The 26,315-nt window shown below is 70.2% G+C and carries 23 protein-coding genes, 1 tRNA gene and 1 other RNA gene; 11 read left to right on the top strand and 14 right to left on the bottom strand.

Annotated features, from left to right (window positions below; genetic code table 11):
• From ACFC3F_RS01330 to ACFC3F_RS01295, 8 genes are all read right to left on the bottom strand, one after another.
• Positions 1-2,337 (bottom strand): DNA polymerase III subunit gamma and tau, encoded by a 2,337-nt coding sequence (locus tag ACFC3F_RS01330; protein WP_376125580.1) that lies wholly within the window; start codon positions 2,335-2,337, stop codon positions 1-3.
• A gap of 58 nt (positions 2,338-2,395) precedes the next feature.
• Positions 2,396-4,915: a glycoside hydrolase family 65 protein gene (locus ACFC3F_RS01325; protein ID WP_376125577.1), complete on the bottom strand. Its 2,520-nt coding sequence runs from the start codon at positions 4,913-4,915 to the stop codon at positions 2,396-2,398.
• A complete protein-coding gene (locus ACFC3F_RS01320) occupies positions 4,912-5,643 on the bottom strand; it encodes an HAD family hydrolase (protein ID WP_376125573.1) in 732 nt (243 codons plus the stop codon). The genes ACFC3F_RS01325 and ACFC3F_RS01320 overlap by 4 nt, the downstream gene beginning before the upstream one ends.
• A gap of 95 nt (positions 5,644-5,738) precedes the next feature.
• Positions 5,739-6,974 (bottom strand): acetate/propionate family kinase, encoded by a 1,236-nt coding sequence (locus tag ACFC3F_RS01315; protein ID WP_376125570.1) that lies wholly within the window; start codon positions 6,972-6,974, stop codon positions 5,739-5,741.
• Complete coding sequence (gene pta / locus ACFC3F_RS01310) at positions 6,971-9,115, bottom strand: phosphate acetyltransferase (RefSeq protein ID WP_376125567.1); 2,145 nt, start codon at positions 9,113-9,115, stop codon at positions 6,971-6,973. The genes ACFC3F_RS01315 and pta overlap by 4 nt, the downstream gene beginning before the upstream one ends.
• 37 nt (positions 9,116-9,152) lie before the next feature.
• Positions 9,153-9,249: signal recognition particle sRNA small type (gene ffs / locus ACFC3F_RS01305), an RNA gene on the bottom strand.
• A gap of 23 nt (positions 9,250-9,272) precedes the next feature.
• The gene (locus ACFC3F_RS01300; RefSeq protein ID WP_376125565.1) at positions 9,273-10,904 is read right to left on the bottom strand and encodes a DUF5671 domain-containing protein; all 1,632 of its coding nucleotides are present in this window, start codon (positions 10,902-10,904) and stop codon (positions 9,273-9,275) included.
• Positions 10,901-11,374, bottom strand: coding sequence for a hypothetical protein (locus tag ACFC3F_RS01295; RefSeq protein WP_376125562.1), 474 nt, complete (start codon positions 11,372-11,374; stop codon positions 10,901-10,903). The genes ACFC3F_RS01300 and ACFC3F_RS01295 overlap by 4 nt, the downstream gene beginning before the upstream one ends.
• 115 nt (positions 11,375-11,489) lie before the next feature.
• On the opposite strand from ACFC3F_RS01295, the gene ACFC3F_RS01290 reads away from it, so the two are divergent.
• From ACFC3F_RS01290 to ACFC3F_RS01275, 4 genes are all read left to right on the top strand, one after another.
• Positions 11,490-12,470: an AAA family ATPase gene (locus ACFC3F_RS01290; protein WP_376125560.1), complete on the top strand. Its 981-nt coding sequence runs from the start codon at positions 11,490-11,492 to the stop codon at positions 12,468-12,470.
• Between the two features lie 10 nt (positions 12,471-12,480).
• On the top strand, positions 12,481-13,737 hold the full coding sequence (locus tag ACFC3F_RS01285) for a DUF58 domain-containing protein (RefSeq protein WP_376125558.1): 1,257 nt from the start codon (positions 12,481-12,483) through the stop codon (positions 13,735-13,737).
• Positions 13,727-15,988: a DUF3488 and DUF4129 domain-containing transglutaminase family protein gene (locus ACFC3F_RS01280; RefSeq protein WP_376125557.1), complete on the top strand. Its 2,262-nt coding sequence runs from the start codon at positions 13,727-13,729 to the stop codon at positions 15,986-15,988. Before ACFC3F_RS01285 ends, ACFC3F_RS01280 begins: the two co-directional genes overlap by 11 nt.
• A 26-nt stretch (positions 15,989-16,014) precedes the next feature.
• Positions 16,015-16,102 (top strand) — tRNA-Ser (locus ACFC3F_RS01275).
• Between the two features lie 24 nt (positions 16,103-16,126).
• Here ACFC3F_RS01275 and ACFC3F_RS01270 read toward each other — a convergent pair.
• Complete coding sequence (locus ACFC3F_RS01270; RefSeq protein WP_376125554.1) at positions 16,127-16,393, bottom strand: Txe/YoeB family addiction module toxin; 267 nt, start codon at positions 16,391-16,393, stop codon at positions 16,127-16,129.
• Positions 16,390-16,638: a type II toxin-antitoxin system Phd/YefM family antitoxin gene (locus ACFC3F_RS01265; protein WP_376125551.1), complete on the bottom strand. Its 249-nt coding sequence runs from the start codon at positions 16,636-16,638 to the stop codon at positions 16,390-16,392. Before ACFC3F_RS01265 ends, ACFC3F_RS01270 begins: the two co-directional genes overlap by 4 nt.
• A 208-nt stretch (positions 16,639-16,846) precedes the next feature.
• Between ACFC3F_RS01265 and ACFC3F_RS01260 the strand changes: the two genes are divergently transcribed.
• Positions 16,847-18,364 (top strand): SulP family inorganic anion transporter, encoded by a 1,518-nt coding sequence (locus tag ACFC3F_RS01260; protein WP_376125549.1) that lies wholly within the window; start codon positions 16,847-16,849, stop codon positions 18,362-18,364.
• Between the two features lie 4 nt (positions 18,365-18,368).
• Here the strand turns inward: ACFC3F_RS01260 and ACFC3F_RS01255 are convergent, their stop codons facing one another.
• Positions 18,369-18,776, bottom strand: a complete 408-nt coding sequence (locus ACFC3F_RS01255; protein ID WP_376125546.1) for an arsenate reductase ArsC — start codon at positions 18,774-18,776, stop codon at positions 18,369-18,371.
• Positions 18,777-18,849: 73 nt separating this feature from the next.
• Positions 18,850-20,166 carry an NAD(P)-binding domain-containing protein gene (locus tag ACFC3F_RS01250; protein WP_376125543.1) on the bottom strand — a complete coding sequence of 439 codons (1,317 nt, stop codon included), beginning with the start codon at positions 20,164-20,166 and terminating at the stop codon, positions 18,850-18,852.
• Between the two features lie 86 nt (positions 20,167-20,252).
• On the opposite strand from ACFC3F_RS01250, the gene ACFC3F_RS01245 reads away from it, so the two are divergent.
• Together ACFC3F_RS01245 and arsB are read left to right on the top strand one after the other, a co-directional pair.
• A complete protein-coding gene (locus ACFC3F_RS01245; protein WP_376125541.1) occupies positions 20,253-20,603 on the top strand; it encodes a metalloregulator ArsR/SmtB family transcription factor in 351 nt (116 codons plus the stop codon).
• A gap of 46 nt (positions 20,604-20,649) precedes the next feature.
• Positions 20,650-21,768, top strand: coding sequence for an ACR3 family arsenite efflux transporter (gene arsB, locus ACFC3F_RS01240; RefSeq protein ID WP_376125539.1), 1,119 nt, complete (start codon positions 20,650-20,652; stop codon positions 21,766-21,768).
• Positions 21,769-21,816: 48 nt separating this feature from the next.
• Here the strand turns inward: arsB and ACFC3F_RS01235 are convergent, their stop codons facing one another.
• Positions 21,817-22,485, bottom strand: a complete 669-nt coding sequence (locus ACFC3F_RS01235) for an NAD(P)H-binding protein (RefSeq protein WP_376125536.1) — start codon at positions 22,483-22,485, stop codon at positions 21,817-21,819.
• Between the two features lie 107 nt (positions 22,486-22,592).
• Here ACFC3F_RS01235 and ACFC3F_RS01230 point away from each other — a divergent pair, with 107 nt between their 5' ends.
• On the top strand, positions 22,593-23,645 hold the full coding sequence (locus tag ACFC3F_RS01230; protein WP_376125535.1) for an LLM class flavin-dependent oxidoreductase: 1,053 nt from the start codon (positions 22,593-22,595) through the stop codon (positions 23,643-23,645).
• 51 nt (positions 23,646-23,696) lie between these two features.
• On the opposite strand, the gene ACFC3F_RS01225 is transcribed toward ACFC3F_RS01230, so the two are convergent.
• Complete coding sequence (locus ACFC3F_RS01225; RefSeq protein WP_376125532.1) at positions 23,697-24,191, bottom strand: bifunctional nuclease family protein; 495 nt, start codon at positions 24,189-24,191, stop codon at positions 23,697-23,699.
• 88 nt (positions 24,192-24,279) lie between these two features.
• Between ACFC3F_RS01225 and ACFC3F_RS01220 the strand changes: the two genes are divergently transcribed.
• From ACFC3F_RS01220 to ACFC3F_RS01210, 3 genes are all read left to right on the top strand, one after another.
• On the top strand, positions 24,280-24,576 hold the full coding sequence (locus tag ACFC3F_RS01220; protein WP_376125530.1) for a DUF503 domain-containing protein: 297 nt from the start codon (positions 24,280-24,282) through the stop codon (positions 24,574-24,576).
• 190 nt (positions 24,577-24,766) lie between these two features.
• Entirely contained in the window at positions 24,767-25,255 is a 489-nt protein-coding gene (locus tag ACFC3F_RS01215; RefSeq protein ID WP_376125625.1) for a Dps family protein, read from the top strand.
• A 10-nt stretch (positions 25,256-25,265) separates the two neighbouring features.
• Entirely contained in the window at positions 25,266-26,270 is a 1,005-nt protein-coding gene (locus ACFC3F_RS01210; RefSeq protein ID WP_376125528.1) for a TIGR03557 family F420-dependent LLM class oxidoreductase, read from the top strand.
• Positions 26,271-26,315 lie beyond the last annotated feature (45 nt).

Here is a 26,315-nt window from a genome sequence, read left to right as displayed (position 1 = left end):
CTATCCGAACTTCGTCGCGGGCGTGTAGGGCTCTTCTCGCACGAACGTCGCGCCGAGCATCTGACGCACGACCGCCTCGCCGTAGCGCTGCACGCCGTCGGCGCGACGCGGGGGTGCGATCCGCGGCGCCACGACGGGCGGCACCGGCACGGGGTCGAGCTGCTCGGCATCGATCTCGTCGTCATCGACCGGCTCGATCGACGGCGTCACATCGGCCGGAGGCAGCACGGCGCCGTCGTGCGCGAGGGTCATCGTGCGGGAGTGAGCGGATGCCGCATCCTCGGGTTCGTCGTCGACGGCGAGGGATGCCGCCACAACGCCTGTCCCCCGTGCGGAGGCCGCCCCCGGTGCCGGCGCATCGGGGGCCGCCGGCGCGTCGGGAGTCGCCGGAATAGGTGCGACGGCCCATTCGGTGACGGGCGAGGCCGACGGCGATGCGCGCCCGGGAGCGGGCGCCGTGCGTTCGGGCGCCGGCGAGCGCGGCACCGGGTCGGGCGAGAGGCCGGATGCGGGAGCTGGGCGCGAGGGACCGGGGCGATCGGAAGGGTCGTCGTCGGGCGGCGGCGGGTCGTCGGACGGCGGCGGTGCCTCGTCACGTCCCGCCGGCGGCGGGCCGTCGAGCCGCGTCCGGAAGCGCACCTGGACGCCGAGGGTGTCGGCGATCGCCTGACGCACGTCGACATGGGCGTCGGTGCCGCCCATGGCACGCGGCTTGAACCGCTCGAGGTCGCTCGCGCTGCGGAACGCGAGCGTGATGTTCGGCGCCGCGGGGTCGCCGTCGAGCTCGATGACGCGCGTCGCGGAGGCGAGCAGCCACGACGAGCGCCGCATCTGCTCGAGGCGCGAGAGCACTTCGGGCCACGCATCCTGAATGCGCTGCAGCGTGACCGGACCCGTGGCGACGGGCTCGGCCGCCGGTGCCGACACAGGAGATGCAGGTGCCGGCGCGGCGGGTGCCGGCGCGGAAGCGACGGGAGCCGGCGCAACGGGTGCCGGCGCGGAAGCGACGGGAGCCGGCGCAGCGGGTGCCGGCGCGGAAGCAGCCGGAGCCGGCACGGAAGCAGCGGGTGCCGGCGCGGAAGCGACGGGAGCGGCCGGTGCCTGAGCAGCGGGCGCGGGAGCGCCAGCGGTGGGAACCGGGGTGCGTGCTTCGGTCGTCGCCCGTGGCGACTCGGCCACCGCCGGTCCGCTCGCGAGGACGCGTGCGACCATGAGCTCGAGCTGCAGGCGCGGCGAGGTCGCACCCGTCATGTCGTCGAGCGTCGCGATGACGATGTCGGCCGTGCGCGACAGCCGTGCCGGGCCGAACGCATCGGCCTGACGGGTCATGCGTGCGAGGTCTTCTTCGGAGAGACCGCGCAGCACGGCGGAAGCGCCCTGGCCCGTCGCCGCAATGATGATGAGGTCGCGCAGCCGTTCGAGCAGGTCGTCGACGAAGCGTCGCGGATCCTGCCCCGTCTGCACGACGCGGTCGATCGCCGCGAACGCCCCGGCGGCGTCGTTCGCCGAGAAGGCGTCGACGACCTCGTCGAGAAGCTCGGCGTGGGTGTAGCCCAGCAGCGAGACGGCGCGCTCGTACCGCACGATCACACTGGCTGCACCGGTTCCTGAGCCCGTCGAAGGATCGGTTCCTGAGCCCGTCGAAGGATCGGAGCCGGCGATGAGCTGATCGAGCAGCGAGAGCGTGTCACGCGGAGAGCCGCCCCCGGCGCGCACGACGAGCGGCAGAACACCGGCTTCGACCTCGACGCCCTCGCTCGTGCACAGCTCTTGCACGTAGTCGAGCATCGCGGCGGGCGGCACCAGCCGGAAGGGGTAGTGGTGCGTGCGCGAGCGGATCGTGCCGATGACCTTTTCGGGCTCGGTCGTCGCGAAGATGAACTTGACGTGATCGGGGGGCTCTTCGACGAGCTTGAGCAGCGCGTTGAAGCCCTGCGGCGTCACCATGTGCGCCTCGTCGAGGATGAAGATCTTGAACCGGTCGCGCGCGGGCGCGAAGATCGCGCGCTCGCGCAGATCACGCGCATCGTCGACGCCGTTGTGGCTCGCGGCGTCGATCTCGACGACGTCGAGCGACCCGCCCCCGCCCCGACCGAGCTCGACGCAGCTGTCGCACGTGCCGCACGGGGTGTCGGTCGGCCCCTGCGCGCAGTTCAGACAGCGCGCGAGGATGCGAGCCGATGTCGTCTTGCCGCAGCCGCGCGGCCCCGAGAAGAGGTAGGCGTGACCGACGCGGTCGCCGCGCAGCGCCGTCATGAGCGGATCGGTGACCTGCGCCTGCCCGATCATCTCGCCGAAGGACTCGGGTCGGTACCGACGATAGAGGGCTGTGGTCACCCGCCTAGCCTACGGCGTGCCTCGGACACCGGAGCCGGTGCGGCACCGGCATCCGATCTCACGCGTCGACGCCGTGCTCGACGTCGGCCGCCATCCCGATGACCGGGATCGAGGCGGTGACCGTCGGCACCGAGGCCGACAGGATCGAGCCGTCCTCCCGCCGCGCTTCGCCGAGCTCCTGCAGCGACGGCCGGCCGGCGATGACGGGGCCCTGCCCGCGCAGCGGGACGACGACCTCTTCGTCCGATCCGACGACGTATCCCGTGCCGCGCACGCTGAATCCGACCGGGTCGCCGTCCGACGCGCGCACGCGCAGTTCGTCGCGCGTGACCTTCACCTCGAGGCGCGTGCCGTGCCAGTGCAGCACGTACTCGAGCGAAGGCCACGAGACCGGAAGCCGCGGGTCGAAGGTCAGCTCGCCGAAATGGTCGCGCATGCCGCCGAAACCGGACACGAGCGCGGTCCACACTCCCCCGGCCGACGCGACGTGCACGCCGTCCGCGGTATTGGCGTGCAGGTCGGCCAGATCGACGAACAGCGCCTGGCGGAAGTACTCCAGCGCGAGGTCCTGATAGCCGACCTCGGCCGCGAGAACCGCCTGCACGATCGCCGAGAGCGTCGAGTCGCCCGTCGTCAGCGGGTCGTAGTACTCGAAGTCGGCGAGTTTGTCCTCGGCCGAGAAGTGATTGCCCTGCAGGAACAGCGCGAGCACGACGTCGGCCTGCTTGAGCACCTGGTAGCGGTAGATGACGAGCGGGTGGAAGTGCAGCAGCAGCGGGCGCTTCTCGGGAGGCGTGCTCTCGAGATCCCAGATCTCGCGTTCGAGGAACACATGGTCCTGAGGATGGATGCCCAGGGCCGGGCTGAACGGGATGTGCATCGCCTCGGCGGCACGATCCCACGCCTCGGCCTCGTCGGGCTCGAGATCGAGGCGCTCGGCCATGAGCCGGTAGGCCTCGGGAGCGTTCTGCTGCATCTCGCGGACCGTCCGCGCCGCGAAGCGCAGATTGAAGCGCGCCATGACGTTCGTGAAGAGGTTGTCGTTGACGACCGTCGTGTACTCGTCGGGACCGGTCACGCCGTGGATGTGGAACGACTCGACGTCGATGCTGCCGTCGCTGACGCGCCAGAACCCGAGGGTCGCCCACAGGCGCGCCGTCTCGACCGCGATGTCGACGCCCTCGCGGTGGAGGAAGTCCATGTCGCCCGTCGCTCGGATGTACTTCGCCAGCGCGTAGCTGACGTCGGCGTTGATATGGAACTGCGCCGTGCCGGCGGCGTAATAGGCCGAGGCCTCTTCGCCGTTGATCGTGCGCCACGGGAACAGCGCGCCCGCCTCGTTCAGCTGGAAGGCGCGACGCCGTGCCGCGGGGAGCATGAGGTAGCGCATCCGCAGTGCGTTGCGCGCCCACAACGGCGTCGTGTAGGCGAGGAACGGGAGCACGTAGATCTCGGTGTCCCAGAAGTAGTGCCCGCTGTATCCGGAGCCGGTCATGCCCTTCGCCGGCACGCCGTGGGCGTCGGCCCGAGCGGCGGCCTGTGCGAGCTGGAAGAGACACCAGCGCGTCGCCTGCTGCAGGTCGTCGTGTCCGCCGATGCGCACGTCCGAACGCTCCCAGAACCGGTCGAGCCACGTCCTCTGGTCGGCGAAGATCGTGTCGACGCCGAGAGCGAGGGCGCGGTCGACCGTACGACGCGATCGGTCGACGAGCTCGCGCGCGGGCACGCCGCGCGACGTGTGGTAGCCGACGAGCTTCGTGATGCGGATCGGCACGCCCGCCTTCGCGTGGACGCGATAGACGTTCTTGGCGATGTCGGCGTCGACGAGGCGTCGCGTCTCGAACTCGTTCGCGGTCTCGACGATGTGATCGGCGACGACGGCGATCGTCATGCCCGACTCGCTCACGCGATACGACAGGCCCGAGCGGTCTTCCTCCTGCCAGTACTCCTGCGGCTGCAGGACGCGCTCCTCGAGCTTCTCGGTCTTGCGCGGATCGAAGCCGGCCTTCTTCGTGACGATCGGATTGCCGCCGTACACGTTCTCGCCGTCCTGGCGATTGATCACCTGGCAGCTGATCGTGACGGGAGCGTCGTCGTTGAGCACCGTGACATCCAAGCGCAGCACCGCGAGGTGCTTCTGGTCGAACGAGACGAGCCGCTCGTCTTCGACCCGTACCTCTTTGCCCGACGGCGTGACCCACAGCAACGACCGGCGCAGCACGCCGTCGCGCAGATCGAGGCTGCGCTCGTACTCGCGCAGATCGGCGATGTCGAGCGTGAGCGGCTGGTCGTCGACGTAGACCCGCATGACCTTCGCGTCGGGGGCGTTCACGATCGTCTGACCGACCTCGGCGAAACCGTACGCCTGCTCGGCATGACGGATCTGGAAGGTCTCGTGGAACCCGTTGATATAGGTGCCGTCCTCCTGCGCGTGCAGCCCCTCCGCGTGATTGCCGCGCAGTCCGAGGTAGCCGTTGGCGAGCGAGAACAGCGTCTCGGTCACGCCCGCGTCTTCGTCGGAGTACGAGCTCTCGACGAGACGCCACGGGTCGACGGGGAAGCGGTCGCGATCGATCACGGGACGAGCTCCTGCAGGTCGGCGACGACGACGTGGGCCCCGGCGTCGGTGAGAGCGGATGCGCCGACGCCGCGGTCGACGCCGATGACGAGGGCGAAGCCGCCGGCGACGGCGGACTGGACGCCGCTGATGGCGTCTTCGACGGCGACCGAACGGGCGGGATCGACCCCCAGCATCCGGGCCGCTTCGATGAAGACGTCGGGCGCGGGCTTGGAGGCGAGATGGTCGCGTTCGGCGATCACGCCGTCCATCACGACGGGGAATCGCCCGCGGATGCCGGCGACGTTCAGAACCTCTTCGGCGTTCTTCGAGCTCGAGACGACCGCGACCGGTGTGCCGGCGGCGTCGAGCACGTCGAGCACGGCGACCGAGCCCGGGTAGGGCGCGATGCCGTCTTCGCGCAGGACACGCTCGAACACGACGTTCTTCCGGTTGCCGATGCCGCACACGGTGTCGGCTTCGACGGGGTCGGACGGGTCTCCCCAGGGCACCTCGACATCGCGCGAGCGCAGCAGGCTCGCGACGCCGTCGTACCTCTTCTTGCCGTCGAGCGATGCGAAGTAGTCGGCGTCGCTGTACGGCGGCTCGATGTTCCACTGCGCGAACAGCTCTTCGAACATCGTCCGCCAGGCGTGCATGTGCACGTCGGCGGTGGGGGTGAGCACGCCGTCGAGATCGAACAGGACGGCGTCGTACGCGGAGAGATCGGGGTGCGGCTCGGTGGTCACGGGTTCCCTTCGACGGAGGAACGGCAGACGGGCTCGGCCCACCTTCGCGCCGTCATGCAAGCGTAATCGGCGCGCGCCGCGAGCGACACCCGCCGTCAGGCTTCCGTCGCCTGCAGCGTCTGACGCGCGATCTCGAGCTCTTCATCGGTCGGCACGACGAGCACGGTCACACGCGACGCGTCGGTCGAGATGCGACGGGTCCCCCGTGCCCGCTCTTCGTTCCGGGCGGGGTCGATCTCGACGCCGGCGAAGCCGAGTGTCGCGAGGGCGCCCGCCCGCACAAGGGCGGAGTTCTCGCCGACACCGGCCGTGAACGAGATGACATCGACGCCGCCGAGCTGCGCCAGGTATGCACCGGCGTAACCGCGCAGGCGATGCAGATACACCTCGAACGCCAGGGTCGCCGCGGCATCCCCCTTCTCCATACGCTGCACGACGTCGCGCATGTCGGACACGCCGGCGAGACCGCGCAGGCCGGAGCGCTTGTTCAGCAGGGTGTCGAGATCGTCGATCGACATGCCCGCGCGACGCCCCAGCTGCAGCAGCACCGCCGGGTCGATGTCACCCGATCGCGTGCCCATCACGAGGCCTTCGAGCGGTGTCATGCCCATCGACGTGTCGACGGAGCGTCCGCCGTCGATCGCCGTGACGGATGCACCGTTGCCGAGGTGGAACACGATCTGGGTGAGATCGCCGAGCGGGCGGCCGACGAAGGCCGCCGCGGCTTCGGAGACGAACTTGTGCGACGTGCCGTGGAAGCCGTAGCGGCGGATGCGGTGCTCGGCGGCCAGTTCGCGATCGATCGCGTAGGTGTAGGCGGCGGGCGCGAGGGTCTGATGGAACGCCGTGTCGAAGACCGCGACGTGCGGGATGTCGGCGAACGCGAGTCTGGCGGCGCGGATGCCCTGCAGCGCCCCGGGGTTGTGCAGCGGCGCGAGCATGGACAGCTCGTCGATGTTGATCTCGACGAGCGGCGTGATGATGGTGGGCTCGAAGAAGCGCGCGCCCCCGTGCACGACCCGGTGACCGACGGCGACCGGCGGCCGCTCGTCGAGCGAGGGCCCGTGCTCGGCGAACGCGTCGAGCATGACGGCGAAACCGGCGGTGTGGTCGGGGATGGCGAGTTCGCGTTCGTACGTCGCCTCGACGACGGTCGGTGCGGGACCGCGAGGGTCGGCCAGCGCGGCTGCTTCGACCGTGTGCACCGCGCGGCCGACGGCCTCGCCGATCCGCTCGACGAGGCCCGAGGCGAGAACCGACTCGGTCTGCATGTCGATCAGCTGGTACTTGAACGACGAGGACCCGCTGTTGACGACGAGCACCGTGCTCATACGGCATCCTCTCCCTGCGCCTGGATCGCCGTGATCGCGATCGTGTTGACGATGTCCTCGACGAGCGCGCCGCGCGAGAGGTCGTTGATGGGCTTGTTGAGCCCCTGCAGCACGGGGCCGATCGCGATCGCCCCCGCGGAGCGCTGCACGGCCTTATAGGTGTTGTTGCCCGTGTTCAGGTCGGGGAAGACGAAGACCGTCGCACGGCCGGCGACCTGCGAGCCGGGCATCTTGGCCGCCGCGACGGCGACGTCGGCCGCGGCATCGTACTGGATGGGGCCCTCGACGAGCAGCTGGGGCGCGCGTTCGCGCACGAGTCGCGTCGCGCCGCGCACCTTCTCGACGTCGGCTCCCGAACCGGACTCCCCCGTCGAGTACGACAGCATCGCGATGCGCGGGTCGATCCCGAACTGCGACGCGGTGGCGGCCGACGACACCGCGATGTCGGCGAGCTGCTCCATCGTCGGATCGGGGATGACGGCGCAGTCGCCGTAGACGAGCACGCGGTCGGCGAGCGCCATGAGGAACACGCTCGAGACGACCGAGACGTCGGGCCGCGTCTTGATGATCTCGAACGCCGGCCGGATCGTGTGCGCCGTCGTGTGGGCGGCGCCCGAGACCATGCCGTCAGCGAGGCCCAGATGCACCATGAGCGTGCCGAAGTACGACACGTCGGTCACCGTGTCGGCAGCTTTCGCGTACGTCACGCCCTTGTGCGCGCGCAGGCGCTCGTATTCGCGCGCGAACATGTCCACGTGGCCCGGGTCGAAGGGCGACAGGACGTGCGCCTGCTCGATGTCGACCCCGAGCTCGATGGCCCGCGAGCGCACCTCGGTCTCGTCGCCGAGGATCGTGAGGTCTGCGATGCCTCTCGAGAGCACGCGCGCCGCCGCTCGCAGCACGCGGTCGTCGCCGCCTTCGGGCAGCACGATGCGCTTGCGGTGACTGCGAGCGCGTTGGACGAGCTCGTACCCGAACATGAGCGGCGTCACGACCGTGGATCGCGCGAGGCCGAGCGATTCGGTCAGTTCGGCCGTGTCGACGTGCGTCTCGAACATCGCCAGCGCCGTGTCGTAACGCCGCTGCGAGTCGGCGGCGAGCCGCCCGCGCGTGCGCATGACGCGAAGCGCGGTCTCGTACGTCCCGAGGTCGGTCGTGATGATCGGCAGCGACGAGGCGAGGCCGTCGATGAGCCGGTTGATCGGGTCGGGCAGCGGGAACGGGCCGTTCAGCACGATGCCGGCGAGCGAGGGGAAGGTGCCCGAGGCGTTCGCGAGCAGCGTCGCCAGCAGCACCTCGGTGCGGTCGGCGGCGACCACGACGATCGCGCCCTCTTCCAGGCGCGGCAGCACGTTGACCATCGACATGCCCGCCACGACGACGCTCAGCACTTCGCGCGTCAGCAGGTCGGGGTCGCCCTTGACGAACCGGCCCTCGACCGACCGGAGCACGCCGCGCACCGACGGCGCGATGAGAAACCGGTCCTCGGGCAGCGCCCAGACGGCAGTCGGGTGCTCGGCGCTGGCGCGTCCGGCGTGCGGCGCCGTCTCGACGACGGCCTTCACGGCCTCGACGGTCTCGGCGAGGCGGTCGGGGTCGACGCGGTTCGCGATCACGGCGAGCAGACCCGCTCGCCCGTGCGCGAGCTCGGTGAGCGCGAGCGACGCGATCTGCCCGACCTGCTCGGGTGTCCGCGCCGTCGACGCGCCGAGTTGCTCGCCCTGGCCGGCGCGGCCGCTCAGCACGAGCAGCACGGGTGCGCCGAGGTTCGCGGCGATGCGAGCGTTGTAGGCGAGCTCGGCGGGACTGGCGACATCGGTGTAATCCGACCCGACGATGACGACCGCATCGCACCGCGCCTCGACGGCCTTGAACCGCTCGACGATCGTGGCGAGGGCGGCATCCGGATCGAGTCGCACGTCGTCGTACGTCACGCCGACGCAGTCCTCATAGGGCAGATCGACGCCGTCGTGATCGAGCAGCATCTGCAGCACGTAGTCCGGTTCGTCCGTCGAGCGGGCGATCGCGCGGAAGACCCCGACCCGGGGAGTCGCCCGGCTCATGGCATCCAGAACGCCCAAGGCGATCGTGGATTTACCCGAGTGACCTTCGGCCGACGTGATGTAGATGCTCTGCGCCACTCGTCCACCCTAGGCGCGCACCGGATCCACCGGGGAAAAGTAAGACTCTCCGCGAACCCGGCAGAGCCTGGTTACCCTTGCTACGTTTCCGTCCTGGGGGAGTTGGCCTGGATGCCGCCTCGCGGAGAGCTGGCTCCAGTGTACCCGCCTCGGGCGCTCACTCCGCCAACGGGATGATCCGCGGGCCCGCGGCATCCGCGATGACGAGCACACGCTGCGCGACGATGCCGCGGAGCGACTGCACGAGCTCGGACAGCGCGCCATCGGAGAACGCGGCCGGGTGCTCCGAGGGGGCCGCATCGGCGGTGCGCCACAGCGTGACGGGCACCCCCAGACCGGTTCGGATCCCCGCCGCCAGCGACTCCCCTTCCGGACCGCCCGCGACGAGGAGGATCCTCCCGATCGTCGCTTTCGGAGTGTCGGCGGCGGTGCCGCGCGTGCGCCGCCACACCGCGAAGTGGTAGGCGAAGACCAGTCCCGTCGCGACGACCACGCCCAGCGGTGCGCGCAGGACGTCGATGGCGCCGCCGGCAGAAGACGCGTCGAAGACGAGCGCGAGCAGCCGCGACCCGATCATCAGCAGCGCGATGATCGCGACGATCGCGCTCGTCCCGAACACGATGACGAGGTAGACGCGGCGCGCGCGATCGTCGACGGGTGCGTCGGCGGGCGGAGCGACGGCCGGTGGGCTCGGATGGGCGGGCCGCCACGCGAGCCACCACACCGGGGCGCCGATGACGAGGGCGCTGAGTCCGCCGAGCAGCAGGGTGAGGGGCGCGGTCGCCACGATCGGCGCCGTCAGCGAGGCCAGGAGGGCGTTCACCACGACACCGAATCCGCTCGCGGCGCCGATGACGGCGATCCCCGCCACGGCGAGCCTCGTCGCCTGCCGGACCCTCGATGAGGCCCGATGCGCGATACCCCCGTGATAGGTGCTGATGATGCCGGCGACGAGCGCCGCGGCGAGGGCGACATCGACCGACGTCAGCACGACGCGTGCATCCCCGTCTCCGAACAGGAGGCGCAGGATGCTCTGCAGCAGCACCCCCGCGCCGACGAGCGCGAGGGCCGCGAAGCCGGCGGTGACGGCCACGAGGACGATCTCGGCGAAGCCGCCTCTTGCCGTACGTGCGCCCTCACCGTAGGTGTGCCATGCCCACGCCGCGGCGCCGAGGAATGCCCAGACGAGTCCCTGCAGAACGGCGACGGCGGTTCCGTTGGTCGCCACGAGCACCGACGCGCCATCGAGCGCGTCGGAAACGAGCGCCGCGAGCGCCGCGATCGCGCCGGACGCTCCCACGACGAGACCCCACACCGCCGACAGCGACACGGTCGGGATCCCGAGCCGTGTCGGCGACAACGACGGGCTGCGATGAAGGGCGCGGTGGAGCACCCACACCGCCGCCCAGACGACGCCGGTCGCGAACGCCCCCGGACGCCACTGACCGGCGAGTGCGGCGGCCGCGGCATCCCCCATCCCCACCGTGGCGACGATGAGCGACGTCAGCGTGACGACGAGCAGGTACAGGCCCCACCCGATGGAGGAGCGTTCCTCGGGATCGGTGCGCAGCCGACGTGCTTCCCACCACCACAGCGCCACGGCGAGCGGGGTCGCGATGAGGGTGAAGGCGAGCGAGCGGGCGATGTCGCCTCCGCCGACATCGACGACGACCGTGCCCACGTCGAGCAGCCGGGCGAGAAGGCCGCTCAGACCGATCGCGGCGACGGTGACGAGCGAGAACAGGACGAAGAAGACGATGACGCGGCGAACCACCGTCTGACCTCTCATTGCGCGCTCCGCATGCACTCGACGAAGGGCCAGGGCGCGGACACGATGAGCCAGTCCCCGTCGGTGCGGGTGAGCCGGAAGACCTCCTCGGACTGCGACTCGCCCCCGCCGAAGAGGCCGCCGCTGTACGAGTAGGTGACCACGACGCGCACTCGGGCCGTGTCGCCGTCGACGGTGGTTCCCGCCAGAGTGACGCGGTACTCCGTTCCGTCGGGCATGAAGTAGCCGCAGTCGTCGTCGCCCGGAGCGAGCAGCTCGACGGCGGCCTCGACGTCGCCGTCGATGAGCGCCTGCGTGTAGCGCTGCGCCACGCCCTCGGGCGAGGTCTCGTCCAGCGCCGTGGGACCGCCGCGCAGCAGCACGGTGACGAGGGCGATCACCACGACGACCCCGACGAGCACGAGGAGGGTGATGAGGGCGGCACGCGGGCCGCGGCCCGGCGTCGGGGCCGGTGCGCTTTCTTCGCTCATGCGCTCATGGTGCCGCAAAATCCGGCGTTCGCCGCGCAGGCCCGCCCCCGGGTCTGCGCGGTTACCATCGTTGTGCGGGCGCCGCGGCCCGCTTCACCGCATCCCAGGGGGTCGCATGCCCGATGCCGAGGTCCTCACGGGCGACGAGTTCACGCGCATCACCGACGCCGTCGTGTCGTCGGTGACGACCGTGATCGACGGCAAGCCCGAGGCCGTGCGCTCGGCGCTGGTGTGCCTGCTCGCCGAGGGGCACCTGCTCATCGAGGACGTGCCCGGCGTCGGCAAGACGATGCTCGCCCGCGCCCTCGCGGCATCCGTCGACGCGAGCGTGCGCCGCATCCAGTTCACGCCCGATCTGCTCCCCGGAGACGTCACCGGCGTGAGCGTCTTCAACCCGATCGAGCGCGAGTTCGAGTTCAAGCAGGGCGCGATCTTCGCCAACATCGTCATCGCCGACGAGATCAACCGGTCCTCCCCCAAGACGCAGTCGGCGCTGCTCGAGGCGATGGAGGAGCGCCAGGTCACCGTCGACGGTCGCACGCACCTCGTCCCCCACCCGTTCCTCGTCGTCGCGACGCAGAACCCGCTCGAGATGGAGGGCACGTATGCGCTCCCCGAAGCGCAGCGCGACCGCTTCATGATGCGCATCTCGATGGGCTACCCCGATGCCCGCGCCGAAGCGCTCATGCTGCGCCAGAGAGAGACGGCCAACCCGCTCGACGCGCTCGCTCCGGTCACCTCGAGCGCGACCGTCGCACAGCTCATCGCGTCGGCGCGGGCCGTGCACGTCGCCCCCGCGATGGAGGAGTACGCCGTCGGGCTCGCCCACGCAACCCGTGGCCACGCCGACCTCCGCCTCGGCGCGAGCCCGCGCGCGACGCTGCAGCTCGTGCGCGCCGCCAAGGTGTGGGCGGCGCTGGATTCACGCAGCTATGTCATCCCCGACGATCTCACCGACCTCCTCGCTCCCGTCTTCGCGCACCGCCTCATCCCGGCGCGGTCGGCCGGACGAGCGCGCAACGCGACCGAGACCGTGACCGCCGTGCTCGAGCGCATCGCGGCGACCGTGCGGGTGCCGATCGCGGCGCGGCAGTGACGGCGAGACCATGAGACGCCTGTGGCCGCTCACCCCTCGGGGAACGGGCGCGCTCGTGCTCGCGATCGCGTGCTTCGTGCTCGCGAGCGAACTGGGCGTGACCGAGCTGCAGTACTTCGGGATGCTGCTCATCGCGGTGCTCGTCGCGAGCGTCGGCAGCCTGCACCTGCTGCGCCGCACCGACGCCGTCGCGCGCTCGCTGCACCCCGACGTCGTGACGGTGGGCACCCAGACGCACGTCGACGTGCGCGTCGGGCTGCGCAGCGTCGTCCCGACGCCGGCGGGAACCTGGCGCGACGAGCTTCCGGCCGGGCTCACGGGTCCCGCAGAGGGGGCTTTCGCGGCGCTCGGCTCGGGACTCATCGGCGGCGTGCACGGCGGCAACCGCACCCTGGAGCTGACGTATGTCGCGACGGGCGCGCGGCGCGGCATCCATTCGATCGGACCGCTGACGCTGCGCTGCAGCGACCCGTTCGGGCTGGCCCGGCGCAGCATCCGTCTGCGCGAGCGCACCGTCGTGACGGTGGCACCGGCCCTCGTCGATCTGCCGGCGCTGACCGACCTCGCCGGTGAATCGGGCGGGATGCTGCACACCGCGGTCGACCAGCTCGGGCAGGGCGCCGACAACCTCATCGCGCGGCCCTACGCGCCGGGCGATTCGATGCGGCGCATCCACTGGCGTGCGACGGCCCACCGCGACGAGCTCATGGTGCGGCAGGAGGAGCAGGAATCGACCCCCGAGGCGACCGTCGTGCTCGACCGGAGCGTGCTGCGCTGGTCGGCAGATGCGCTCGTCGAGACGGGAGCGGACCCGGGCTTCGAGACCGGCGTGTCGGCGTGCGTCTCGGTCGTCGCCCGACTCGTGCGCGACGGTTATGCCGTCGATGTGCTCGATTCCGACGGCGCCGTGCTCATCGAGCGGCTCGATGATGCGGACCCCTCCGACATCGAGGAACTGCTCACGCGCTTCGCGACGATCATGGCCCGGCGCGACGACCATCTCCCGCGCGTCGCGCAGCTGTTCGCGGGGGTCATGACGGGGCCCGTCGTCGTCATCGTCGGACGCCTCGATCCCGCGGATGCCACGGCCCTGGCCGCCGTCGCCCACCACAGCGCGCTTCCCGTGCTGCTCACGACGGCGCCGGTCGGAGACGCCCTCGAGCGGACCGCCGACGCGGGCTGGCACACGGGCGCGCTCGAGGCGGGTGGAGACGTCACCGACCCGTGGCGCGCCGCCGTCGGACGAGGAGCCGGCCGTGTCGGCTGAGGCACGACCCGTCGGCCGCGGCGACCTGCTCACCACGGTCGCGCTGCTCACCGCGCTCACCGCCGCGCTCGTGCCCGTGCTGCCCATGGTGCAGGGCAGCTGGTGGCTCGCGGCATCCGTCGGGGTCGCCGTCATCGTGCTCGGCGCGGGGCACGTCGCACGGCGACGTGGCCTGCCCGCCGTCGCCGTGTCGCTCATCGAGGCCGTTGTCTGGGTGCTCTGCCTCACGGGACTCTTCCTGCGCGACACGGCCTTCCTGTGGGTCATCCCCACGCCCGACACGATCGGGGTCGTGCCCTCGCTCGTCGCGCAGGCGTTCGAGGAGATCGCCGTCGGTGCCGCTCCGCTCCCGGCGACGCCTGCGCTCTCGTTCCTCATCGTGGGCGCCCTGGGGCTGCTCACGGTGCTCGTGGATCACGTCGTGCTCACGGCGCGTATGCCGCTGCTGGCATCCATCGGGATCATCGCGGTCTCGCTCATTCCGGCGATCGCCGTGCCGGGCCGCATCGATGTCACGGCCTTCGTGCTGCTGGGGGCGGCGGTGCTGTTCCTGCTGCGCGCCGAAACCCGTTCGCGCGAGGCGCCGGCCGAGCGCGTCGTCGAGCGACGGGCCGGTGTGCCCGCGACGGCGTTCAGCATCGCCGCCGTGGCCCTCGTCGTCGCCGTCGTCGCGGCTCCCCTGCTGCCGACGCCCGCGGTGCAGACCGGCGGCGGCCTGGGCGGCGGACCGGGCATCGACGCGAGCCTGCAGCTGGGCGACGACCTGCGCCGGCCGCAGGAGATCGAGGTGCTGCGGATGCGTTCGACGGAATCCACCGCGCCGTACCTGCGCGCCACGACGCTGTCCCGCTTCGACGGCGACGTGTGGCTGCCCGACCGCGTGCGGACCGTGCCGCTGGACAGTGCGTTCGGTCTGGGCGCACTCGGCGTCGGGGAGGACATCCGCATGGTCGAGACGACGGCGAATGTCGAGGTCGTGAACCTCGCGTCGGTGTGGGCGCCGATCACGTTCCCGGCGGTCGAGGTGAACGGGCTCGAGGGCGAGTGGGCCGCTGTGCCCTACAACCGCACCGTCGTGGCGCAGACCGGGTCGACGCAGGGGCAGCGGTATGAGGTCGTCGCGAGCGTGCCGCGCCCCACGCTCGAGCAGATCCGCGCGCGGTCGACGGGGTCGGGCGAAGCCTTCGAAGACGCCCAGGCGCTGCCGGGCGACGTGCCCCCCGTCGTCGCCGAACTCGCCGCCGAGATCACGGCGGGCGCGACGAACGACTACGACGCGCTCATCGCCCTGCAGCGCTGGTTCCGCGGACCCGACTTCCGCTACTCGCTCGATGCTCCCGTCGAGGACGGCTTCGACGGCACGGGGGTCGAGGCCGTCGAGCGGTTCCTCGAGGTGCGGCGGGGCTACTGCATCCACTTCTCGTCGGCGTTCGCCCTGATGGCACGCACGCTCGACATGCCGAGCCGCATCGTCGTCGGCTACCTGCCGGGCGCCGCGACCGATGACGTCGAGGACGACGAGACGGTGTATTCGGTGTCGAGTTCGTTGCTGCACGCGTGGCCCGAGGTGTACTTCGACGGCATCGGGTGGATCGGGTTCGAGCCGACGAGCGGTCTCGGCTCCCCCACGGCGTTCCTGTCGTCCGCGTCGAGTCCGACCGGTGTCGACGCCGACGACGAGGCGGAGCCGCGGCCGTCGGCGTCGGCGAGCGCGTCGACGACACCCGCCCCCGATTCGCGCTTGGACCCGCGCGACGAAGCGCTGCCCGGGGCGGGCACCGGGGCGGCCGGCACTGTCCCGACGGTCGTCGTCGTGTTCGGCGTGCTGCTCCTCCTCGCGATGCCCGCTCTCGCACGCGAAGTGCGCCGTCGTCGGCTGGTCGCCGCCTCGCGCGCGGGTGACACCGCCGCGGCGTGGGCGATGATGCAGGATGCCGCGATCGACGTCGGCGCGCCCGTTCCGGCGAGCGAGTCGCCGCGCGCGTTCGCCGCGCGACTCGTCGCGGAGTACGGCGCCCCCGCCGATGCCATCGAGGTGCTCGTGCGTGCGATCGAGCGGGCGAGCTACGCGCCCGCTCGCGTCGCCGGCTATTGGCACGGCGATGAGGTGACCGAGGCCGCCGCCGCCGTCCGCGCGGCGCTGCTCGCGGCTGCGCCCCCGTCGCGGCGGCTGCTCGCCGCCGTGGCCCCGCGATCGCTCGTCGTGCGGCCGGGGAGCGTGTACGCATCAGGGGTCGCGCGCGCAGGGTAGGATAGCCCGTGGCCCTCCGGGGCCCTGGAGGATTCGCCTAGTGGCCTATGGCGCACGCTTGGAAAGCGTGTTGGGTGCAAGCCCTCAGGGGTTCGAATCCCCTATCCTCCGCCAGTGTGATGAGTCGCGACGCAGGCCTCAGTAGTGGTACCGGGCCTGCAAGATCGTGACGTGCTGCTCGTCGGCGACGTAAACGAGCCGATTGCTTTCATCGATTCGTCGCGACCAAGCGCCGGCCAGCGCGTACTTGAGGGGTTCGGGCTTACCGATCCCCTCGAAGGGGTCGTCTCGAAGGATGTCGCCGATCAGTGTGTTTATGCGTCTCAGCGTCTTTCGGTCCTGAGTCTGCCAGTAGAGGTAGTCCTCCCAGCCTTCGGACGTCCACACGAGTTTGCGCTCGGTCACGGCTCGAGCAGCTCGCGCTCTGCCACCTCACCCGAGCGAGCGCTCTCCATCGCGTTCAGCAGTCGGCGGGCGTTCTCCGGTGAACGCAGCAGGTAGCTGGTTTCCACCAGCGAGTCGTACTGATCTTTGGAGATCAGTACCGCGGAGCCGCGCTTCGAGATGATCTCCACCTCGCTGTGGTCCAGGTTGACGCGTTCAATGAGGCCGAACAGGTCCCGCCGCGCTTCGCTCGTCGTGATTGCCATGGCGCCTCCTCAAAGCCGTACCGGATATGGTACCACTCGGTCGATAGCGCACGCCCCGCCGTCGCTCCGGCCGGATAGCTTGACGGTAGAGTCCATTCGGCCGCACCGAGCCGGCCGCCATCTGCCCCTCAGCAGAACCACCCAGAACATGCGCAAGGGTGCGCTCCACCCAGTGAATCTCGTCTCGGCCGCACCGAACGGAGCCCGCATGACTGCTGTCGCCCCTGCGCAGGACCCCGCGAGCCGCTACCGGATCGAACCGACCGTGCTGCAGGCCCTGCGCAGCCCCCGCATCCTCACCCGCGAGGTGCTGGCCGGCCTCGTCGTCGCGATCGCACTGATCCCCGAGGCCATCGCGTTCTCGATCATCGCGGGCGTCGATCCTCGCCTGGGCCTGTTCTCCTCGTTCGTGATGGCCGTGGCGATCGCGTTCCTCGGGGGCCGGCCCGCCATGATCACTGCGGCGACGGGCGCGGTCGCCCTCGTCATCGCGCCCGTCGCGCGCGAGTACGGCATGGACTACTTCATCGCGACGGTCATCTTCGGCGGCGTCATCCAGATCGTCCTGGCCGTCCTCGGCGTCGCGAAGCTCATGCGGTTCATCCCGCGCAGCGTCATGGTGGGCTTCGTCAACGCGCTCGCCATCCTGGTCTTCGCAGCTCAGTTCCCGCAGCTCATCGACGTGCCGTGGCTCGTCTACCCCCTCGTCGTGGCGGGCCTGCTCATCATGTACCTGATGCCGCTCGTGACGAAGGTGATCCCCGCACCTCTCGTCGCGATCGTCCTTCTCACGGGCGCGACCGTCGTCTTCGGGCTCAACGTGCCGACTGTCGGCGATCAGGGCGAACTCCCCCAGCGTCTGCCCGAGCTCTTCATCCCGAACGTTCCTCTCACGTGGGAGACGCTCAGCATCATCTTCCCCTTCTCCGCCGCGATGGCCGTGGTCGGCCTGCTCGAGTCGCTCATGACGGCGAAGCTCGTCGACGACATCACCGACACGCACTCCCGAAAGACGCGCGAGGCGTGGGGCCAGGGTGTCGCGAACGTCCTCTCCGGCGCGTTCGGCGGCATGGGCGGCTGCGCCATGATCGGCCAGACGATGATCAACGTGAAGGCATCCGGCGCCCGCACCCGCATCTCGACGTTCCTCGCGGGTGTCTTCCTGCTGATCCTCGTGCTCGTCCTCGGCGACATCGTCGCCATCATCCCGATGGCCGCGCTGGTCGCGGTGATGATCGTCGTCTCGGTCGCGACGTTCGACTGGCACAGCATCCACCTCTCCACCCTCAGACGGATGCCGAAGAGCGAGACCCTCGTCATGCTCATCACGGTCGCCATGACGGTCGGGACCGAGAATCTCGCGATCGGCGTCGGGGCGGGCGTCGTCGCCGCGATGATCCTCTTCGCTCGCCGCGTGGCGCACTTCGTCACGGTGACGAGGCGCGTCGCCGAGACGGACGGCTCCCCCGTGGCCCACTACACGGTCGACGGCGAGCTCTTCTTCGCCTCGAGCAACGATCTGACGACGCAGTTCGAGTACTCGCGCGATCCGGACCGCGTCGTCATCGACATGGCGCGCTCGCACGTGTGGGACGCTTCGACGGTCGCCGCGCTGGATGCCATCCAGACCAAGTACACCCACCTCGGCAAGACGGTCGTGTTCGAGGGCATGAACGAGGCGACGGCGCGCCTGCACCGCCGGCTCAGCAGCGGACCCGAGGCCTGAGCCCTCAGCGAGCGGGAAGCAACGTCGCCAACAGCGCTTCGATGCGAGCGCGGATGTCGTCGCGGATCGGGCGGACCGCCTCGATCCCCTGCCCCGCCGGATCGTCCAGTTCCCAGTCCTCGTACCGCTTGCCGGGGAAGATCGGGCACGCATCACCGCAGCCCATCGTGATCACGACGTCGGATTCCCGAACCGCGTCCACCGTCAGGATCTTCGGGATGCCGCCGGCGATGTCGATTCCTTCCTCGGCCATCGCCCGCACCGCGACGGGGTTGACGGCGTCCTTGGGCGCGGAACCCGCCGAGAGCACCTCGACGTCATCGCCGCCCAGGGCCCGAAGGTAGCCCGCGGCCATCTGGGATCGTCCGGCGTTGTGCACGCAGACGAAGAGGACGGTGGGCTTGCGTGTCATGAGGTCGTTCCTTCTCGTCGCGGACGGTTGGCGGAGGGCTGCCCCCGACCGGTGGCGCGCACGCGCGATCCGTTCACGCGCAGCATCCGCCATCGATACCGGGGTCCGTCGAGCACACGCCGGTGGCCGGAAGCACCAGATCGACCTTCGCCGCGGAGGCCATGTCGCCGGCGAGCCACGCCGCGACGGATCGGACCTGCTCGTACCCCGTCGAGAGGAGGAATGTCGGCGCGCGTCCGTAGGATTTCATGCCGACGATGAAGAAGCCGTGCTCGGGGTGCGTGAGCTCGCCGAAGCCGTGCGGCTCGACCGTGCCGCAGGAGTGCATGTTCGGATCGATGAGCGGGGCGAGGCGCCGGGGAGCCTCGACGACCTCATCGAGGTCGAGTCGGATCTCGCGAAGCATGCCCAGGTCGGGACGAAAGCCCGTCGCGTTGACGACGACGTCGGCCTCGTGCACGGCGAGATCCCCGTGTCGACGGCCCCCCAGTTCGACGGTGTCCGCGACCCGTCGGGCCGTCATGATCTCGAAGCCGTCGAGCAACGCGATCTCCGAGCGCTCGACGGCCCGATCGACGCGGCGGCCGAGGTGCGCGCGTCCGATCAGCTCGTCATCGGGCGAGGAGGAGACCCGCACCGCTCGAGCCGTGCGGATGAGCCAGGTCACGCTGGTGTCCGGCTCCTCCCGCGCGAGGTCGATCAGGGCGAGGAGCGTGTTCGCGGCCGAGTGCCCCGCACCGACGACCGTGACCCGACGCCCGGCGAACTGCGCACGATCACGGCCGAGCACGTCGGGGAGCGCGGGGGTCACGAGGTCGGCGATCTCCGGCATCCCGAGCAGGTCGAGGCCGTTCGACGACAGCGGATTGGGCGACCGGTACGTGCCGGATGCGTCGATCACGGCGCGCGCAGGGACATCCTCGATGCCGCCGCCTCCCGTTCGGATGCGCACGTTGAACGGCGCATCCGCTCGTGCCGCACTGCGGGTGCGGTCCATTCCCTCACGTGTCACGCCCACGACTTCGACGCCCGTGCGCACACGCGCTGCGATCTCGTCGACCTCCGCGAGCGGGGCGACATAGCGCTCGACGAGCTCGGCGCCCGTCGGGGCGCGCTCGGGATCGGGAAGCTCCCACCCGCGCGCTTCGAGAAGTCGGCGGGATACCGGGTCGACGAGGTGCTTCCACGGAGAGAAGAGCCGCGTGTGCCCCCATTCGAGAATGCTGGATGCCGCGTGCTCCCCCGCCTCGAGGACGACGAAGTCGATCCCGCGCTCGAGCAGGTTCGCCGCGGCCGCCAGTCCGATCGGTCCCGCACCGATGATGGCCACGGGCAGCGTCGAGAGCCGACTCGTCTCGGTGACACGCGGCGTCAGGTCGAGCAGGGTCACGATGGCCTCCAGATATCGATGAGCGTCGATGCTGTCCGATTCTGGTCGCTCTATCGACGCCTGTCAATATCGATTACCCTCGATACATGACCACGATGCTCGAGCCGACCGACGTCCGCGCCGACGCGTGCTGCGCCCCTCTCGTACGCGAGCCGCTCACGGCGGCGGAAGCGGAACGGCTGGCGACGACGATGAAGGCGCTGGCCGATCCGACGCGGTTGCGACTGCTGTCGATCGTCGCCGCTTCGGAGGACTTCGAGGCGTGTGTCTGCGACCTCATCGAGCCGGTGGGTCTCAGCCAGCCGACCGTCTCGCACCACCTGAAGATCCTCACGACCGCGGGCTTCCTCACGCGGAGCAAGCGCGGAACCTGGGCGTATTTCCGGCTCGTCCCCGGAGCGCTCGATCGCGTGTCGCAGCTCCTCGTGGGGTCCTGAACTCGTGTCGCGCACACATCATCGCGAAGGGTCGGCGCGGAGCACGATGACACACGCCGTCGCGCCGGCGAGACTGTCCCGTCTCGATCAGCTTCTGCCGCTGTGGATCCTTCTCGCCATGGCCGCAGGACTCGCCCTGGCGGTATTCGCTCCCGCCTTCGGCGACCTGCTGCATGCAGCATCCATCGGATCGGTCAGCGTGCCGATCGCGCTCGGTCTGCTCGTGATGATGTACTCGGTGCTGGCGAAGGTGCGCTACTCCGATGTCGCCGTCGTCGCGCGGGACAGGCGCCTGCTCGTCTCGTCGCTGATCCTCAATTGGCTGGTCGGCCCCGCACTCATGTTCGCGCTGGCCTGGCTTCTGCTTCCCGACCTGCCGGAGTACCGCACCGGGCTGATCATCGTCGGACTCGCGCGGTGCATTGCGATGGTGCTCATCTGGAACGACCTCGCGTGCGGGGACCGCGAGGCGGCCGCCTTCCTCGTGGCCGTCAACTCCGTGTTCCAAGTGGTCGCGTTCGCGGGCCTCGGATGGTTCTATCTGCAGGTGCTGCCGACGTGGCTCGGCCTGTCGACGACGAGCGCCGAGTTCTCGGTCTGGGCGATCACGGTCAGCGTCCTGGTGTTCCTCGGCGTCCCGCTCATCGCGGGGTACCTGTCGCGCGTCATCGGCGAGCGGCGCCGGGGACGCCAGTGGTACGAGTCCGTCTTCCTCCCGAAAGTCGGCCCGTTCGCGCTCGGCGGGCTGCTCTTCACGATCGTGATGCTCTTCGCCCTGCAGGGCCAGCACGTCATCGACAGGCCGTTCGACGTGGCGCGGATCGCGCTCCCGCTCCTGGCCTATTTCGTCCTGATGTTCCTCATCGGCTTCCTGACGGGCAGGCTGATCGCCCTCTCGTACGAGCGCACCGTGTCACTGGCGTTCACCGCGTCCGGCAACAACTTCGAGCTGGCCATCGCGGTCGCCATCGGCACGTTCGGCGCCACGAGCGGACAGGCGCTGGCGGGCATCGTCGGGCCGCTCATCGAGGTGCCCGTTCTGGTCGCTCTCGTCTACGTCGCGCTGTGGCTGCGCCCGCGGTACTCCGCGGCGAGATCGTATCCGCAGACCGGCAGTCCGCCGCAGGAGCGTGCTCCATCGGATGTGCGCCAGCTCAGTCCGTGAGGGCAGCGGTGTCCGCGCGGGACACCACGACCGGCGGCGGCGTTCGGGCTACTCCCGGCTTCGCCGGCCCGTGCCCGCGACCGCCTCGGGGATCGGCACGTCACCGGAGTTGAATCGGATCGTGCGCCCGATCGTCGAATCGTCGGCGAGCGCGGCCGCGACGACGGCCGCGACGTCCGCACGGGACACCGTGCCCGACTCGTCGGCTTCGACGTCGATGCGCCCCGTCGGCTCGTCGAGCGTCAGACCGCTCGGCGCGACGATCGTCCAGTCCAGTCCGCTCGCGCGCAGATGCGCATCGGCGGCGGCTTTGGCCTCGGCGTAGGCGAAGAACGAGTTGTCGGGGTCGACACCGTGATCAGCGCCCGCGCCGAAGTACGACACCATGACGTAGCGCCGGACGCCGGCGGCGACCGCCGCCTCGATCGATCGGATCGCGGCATCCCGATCCACAGCGTAGGTGCGGGCCGCGTCGCCGCCGCCCGCTCCCGCCGACCAGACGACCACGTCGTTGCCGCTCACGAGGTTCGTCAGCTGCTCGGTGTCGAACTCCTCGATGTCCGCGACGAGCGGCTGCGCACCGGTCGCGGCGACGTCGGCCTCATGATCGGGATTGCGAATGACCGCCGTGACGGTGTCGCCGCGATCGGCGAGGATCGGTTCGAGCAGGAGCGCGACCTTGCCGTGGCCGCCGATGAGCAGAATGCGAGTCGACATACCGCGAGCCTATGTCCCGGCACCGACGAACGGGGCGGGGTTGACACGCACCACCACCGACGTGCATTCACCGGAATGGATACCGCACAGGTGCGGTTGCATCCGTCATGCAGCGCTTCGGAACCCTCTCGTTCGGTCATTACGGTCCCCTCGGCGGCGGACGCCAGCTCACCGCCGCCGACTCGATGCACCAGGCCATCGATCTCGCCCAGGGGATGGACGACCTCGGTGTCAACGGCACCTACTTCCGCGTGCACCACTTCGCACGTCAGCAGTCCTCGCCGATGCCGCTCCTCGCCGCGATCGCGGCACGAACGGAGCGCATCGAGGTCGGCACCGGCGTCATCGACATGCGCTACGAGAACCCGCTGTACCTCGCTGAAGAAGCCGCGGCGGTCGATCTCATCTCACGCGGACGGCTGGCGCTGGGCGTGAGTCGCGGATCACCCGAGACCGTGGTTCGCGGATACGAGGCGTTCGGATACACGGGCTCGGCCGATCCGCGCGGCGCCGATATCGCGCGCGAGCACTTCGACCTGTTCCTGCGCGCGATCGACGGCGAAGGACTCGCCGAACGCGACGCGAACTCGCCGTTCGGCGGCGGCACGGGCATGCAGCGGATCGAGCCGCACTCCCCCGGGCTGCGTTCTCGGGTGTGGTGGGGTGCCGGCACGCGCGAGACGGCCGAGTGGGCGGGCAGCATCGGGGTGAACCTGATGTCCTCCACGCTGCTGACCGAAGACCGCGGCCTGCCGTTCGACGAGCTGCAGGCACAGCAGATCGACGCGTTCCGTGCCGCGTGGCGCACGGCCGGGCACGGCGGTGAGCCGCGCGTCTCGGTGAGCCGCTCGATCTTCCCCATCACGACGGCGGAGGATGCGCTCTACTTCGGGCGCACCCGAGAAGGAGATCAGGTCGGCGTCATCGACGGCATGCGGTCGACGTTCGGGCAGAGCTATGCGGCCGAGCCGGATGTGCTCGTGGAGCAGCTGCTCGACGATGCCGCGATCCGCTCGGCGGACACCCTCATGCTCACGATCCCCAGCCAGCTCGGGGTCGAGTTCAACCTGCGCATCGTCGAGTCGTTCGCGACGCACGTCGCCCCCGCCCTCGGCTGGGAGCCGGCCACCGCGGGCCGGACGCCGTCCACTCAGGACTGACCGGCCGTCACGCCGGGGTCGCGACGCGTCCGACGGCCTCGCGGTGGAGCCTCAGCCGCGGAAGTCGTCGGGGTCGACGTCGTTGAGGAACCTCTTGAACTCGTCCACGCTCTCTTCGGCATCGACCTCGTCGCTCATCAGATCGGGCACGCCCGCCTCCTCCATGACGGCGTCGGCGACCCACAGCGCCGCTCCGGCACGGGATGCCAGAGCGACGGCATCCGAGGGTCTCGCGTCGATGATGCGGATGCCGCCGGGCGTGACGAGCGTGATCTCGGCATAGTACGTGCCATCGTCGATGCGGGTGATCTCGGTGCGCTCGACGCTCGCGTCGACGGACTCGATCACGCCCTTCATGAGGTCGTGTGCGAGCGGCCTCGGCACGCTCGCGCCCTCGACCGCGATGAGGATCGAGGTCGCCTCGAGCGCCCCGATCCAGATCGGGAGCATGCGCCCGGCGCCGGGCAGCTGGTCGATCGGCTTCAGCAGCAAGACGTGCTGCCCCGACTCGTCGAGCGCGATGCCGGCAACGCGGACCTGGACCACGGGCGGCTCCTTCCGGTCGAGGTGCTCCTGCCATGGTAGGCAGACTGCGCGCGCGTGGGACGCGCAACGCAGTGGCAGACTCACCTGCATGTGGATCGGCTGGATGGAGTTCGATGTGCTGCTGGGCGACGTGCGGTCGCTCAAGGAGAAGCGCAGCATCCTGCGGCCGCTTCTGGCCGATCTGGGCCGGCGCACCGAGGTCGCCGTCGCCGAGGTCGGTGCGCACGACCTGCACCGCCGCACCGCGATCGGCGTGTCCATCATCGCGGCGGACGCGTCCCACGTGCGCGACGTGCTCGATCGCGCAGAGCACCTCCTCGCCGACGAGCACCCCGAGGTCACGGTGCTGTCATCGCGCCGCGGGCTGCACTCGAGCGACGACTGAATAGCACCGGGATGCGGCATCCGCAATCCCCGGGCGCACGTGCCGGCGAGCTCGTACCGTCGAAGGACAGCTCGAAGGAGACGACATCATGGCGACCACCACGAAGAACGGTTCGAAGAGCAAGACCGCAAGCGACGCGTCGAAGAAGTCCGCGACGAAGAACAAGCGGCGCCCCGCCCGCAGCGGCGCGATGCTCACGAGCGAGCAGAATGCCGAGAGCGGTTTCCGCGCCTCGGAGTCGCTGAGCGAGAACCTTCAGCGCGTGCTCGTCGATCTGCTCGAGCTCGCGAGCCAGGGCAAGCAGGCCCACTGGAACGTCGTGGGCAAGAACTTCCGTGACATGCACCGGCAGCTCGACGAGATCATCGAGGCCGCGCGCGGCTTCAGCGACACGATCGCCGAGCGGATGCGGGCGCTGCACGCGCTCCCCGATGGCCGCAGCGACACGGTGACCGAGACGACGACGCTGCCGGAGTTCCCCCAGGGGGAGATCGACACGGCCGACGTCGTCGACCTCGTGACCGAGCGCCTCGACGCCGCGGTCGCGACCTGCCGCGACGTGCATGACGACGTCGATGAGGAGGACCCGACGAGCGCCGACATCCTGCACGCCATCCTCGAGTCTCTCGAGCAGTTCGCGTGGATGGTCAGCGCCGAGAACCGCACCGCGACCCGCTGAGGACGCTGTCATGACGAGGTTCGGCTACACCCTCATGACCGAACAGAGCGGACCGCGCGAGCTCGTGCGCTACGCACAGGCCGCGGAGGACGCGGGATTCGACTTCGAAGTGTCGAGCGACCATTTCTCACCGTGGCTGACCAGTCAGGGACACTCGCCCTACGCCTGGACCGTGCTCGGCGCGGTAGCCCAGGCGACCTCGCGCGTCGAGCTGATGACCTACGTCACGTGCCCCACGATGCGCTACCACCCGGCGGTGGTCGCGCAGAAGGCCGCGACGATGCAGATCCTCAGCGAAGGCCGGTTCCTGCTCGGAATCGGATCGGGCGAGAGCCTCAACGAGCACTTCGTCGGCGACGGGTGGCCGAGCGTCGACACGCGTCAGTCGATGCTCGTCGAAGCGCTGGAGATCATCCGTGAGCTGCAGACCGGTGACCTCGTCACCTACGACGGCACGTTCTTCCGCGTCGACTCCGCGCGCATCTGGGACGTGCCCGACACGGCGCTCGAGGTCGGTGTCGCCGTCTCGGGCGAGCAGTCGGTCGAGGCGTTCGCGCCCCTGGGCGACCATCTCATCGCCGTGCAACCCGAAGCGTCGCTGATCGAGGCGTGGGATGCCGCGCACGATGGGCCGTCGCGAAAGATCGGCCAGGTGCCCATCTCGTGGGATCCGGATCGGGACGCCGCGATCGAGCGCGCGCACGACCAGTTCCGCTGGTTCGGCGGCGGATGGGCCGTCAACGCCGACCTGCCGACTCCGGCCGGGTTCGAGGCGGCGAGCCGCTTCGTACGCCGTGAGGACGTCGCGGAATCGATCGCGTGCGGACCCGACCTCGATGAACTCGCCCAGAGCGTGGTCCCCTACACCGAAGCCGGGTTCACCGACATCGCGGTGGTCCAGATCGGCGATGAGCGTCAGGACGACTTCCTCGCCGACGTCGCCGAGCCGCTGCTCGAGAAGATGCGCGCTCTCTCCTCGGGCGTTCGACGCGATTCCGGCGCGACCGGCCGATGACTCTCTGATCGCGCCTGATCGGGGCTGAAGCCTGCCGTGCGCCCG

It is taken from the genome of Microbacterium sp. NPDC055910, from assembly GCF_042271185.1.
In the GTDB taxonomy this organism is placed as follows: domain Bacteria; phylum Actinomycetota; class Actinomycetes; order Actinomycetales; family Microbacteriaceae; genus Microbacterium.
The sequence above is the reverse complement of the archived record's forward strand: the minus strand, read 5'-3'. Positions and strand labels throughout refer to the sequence as shown.

Excerpts from the sequence above, each read along its gene's own strand:
- ACFC3F_RS01210 (WP_376125528.1), top strand. The coding sequence starts at position 25,266 with ATGACGAGGTTCGGCTACACCCTCATGACCGAACAGAGCGGACCGCGC.
- ACFC3F_RS01300 (WP_376125565.1), bottom strand. The coding sequence starts at position 10,904 with ATGAGAGGTCAGACGGTGGTTCGCCGCGTCATCGTCTTCTTCGTCCTG.
- ACFC3F_RS01245 (WP_376125541.1), top strand. The coding sequence starts at position 20,253 with ATGACCACGATGCTCGAGCCGACCGACGTCCGCGCCGACGCGTGCTGC.
- arsB (WP_376125539.1), top strand. The coding sequence starts at position 20,650 with ATGACACACGCCGTCGCGCCGGCGAGACTGTCCCGTCTCGATCAGCTT.
- ACFC3F_RS01285 (WP_376125558.1), top strand. The coding sequence starts at position 12,481 with ATGAGACGCCTGTGGCCGCTCACCCCTCGGGGAACGGGCGCGCTCGTG.
- ACFC3F_RS01215 (WP_376125625.1), top strand. The coding sequence starts at position 24,767 with ATGCTCACGAGCGAGCAGAATGCCGAGAGCGGTTTCCGCGCCTCGGAG.
- ACFC3F_RS01315 (WP_376125570.1), bottom strand. The coding sequence starts at position 6,974 with ATGAGCACGGTGCTCGTCGTCAACAGCGGGTCCTCGTCGTTCAAGTAC.
- ACFC3F_RS01220 (WP_376125530.1), top strand. The coding sequence starts at position 24,280 with ATGTGGATCGGCTGGATGGAGTTCGATGTGCTGCTGGGCGACGTGCGG.
- ACFC3F_RS01255 (WP_376125546.1), bottom strand. The coding sequence starts at position 18,776 with ATGACACGCAAGCCCACCGTCCTCTTCGTCTGCGTGCACAACGCCGGA.
- ACFC3F_RS01295 (WP_376125562.1), bottom strand. The coding sequence starts at position 11,374 with ATGAGCGAAGAAAGCGCACCGGCCCCGACGCCGGGCCGCGGCCCGCGT.
- ACFC3F_RS01260 (WP_376125549.1), top strand. The coding sequence starts at position 16,847 with ATGACTGCTGTCGCCCCTGCGCAGGACCCCGCGAGCCGCTACCGGATC.
- ACFC3F_RS01290 (WP_376125560.1), top strand. The coding sequence starts at position 11,490 with ATGCCCGATGCCGAGGTCCTCACGGGCGACGAGTTCACGCGCATCACC.
- ACFC3F_RS01230 (WP_376125535.1), top strand. The coding sequence starts at position 22,593 with ATGCAGCGCTTCGGAACCCTCTCGTTCGGTCATTACGGTCCCCTCGGC.
- ACFC3F_RS01265 (WP_376125551.1), bottom strand. The coding sequence starts at position 16,638 with ATGGCAATCACGACGAGCGAAGCGCGGCGGGACCTGTTCGGCCTCATT.
- ACFC3F_RS01235 (WP_376125536.1), bottom strand. The coding sequence starts at position 22,485 with ATGTCGACTCGCATTCTGCTCATCGGCGGCCACGGCAAGGTCGCGCTC.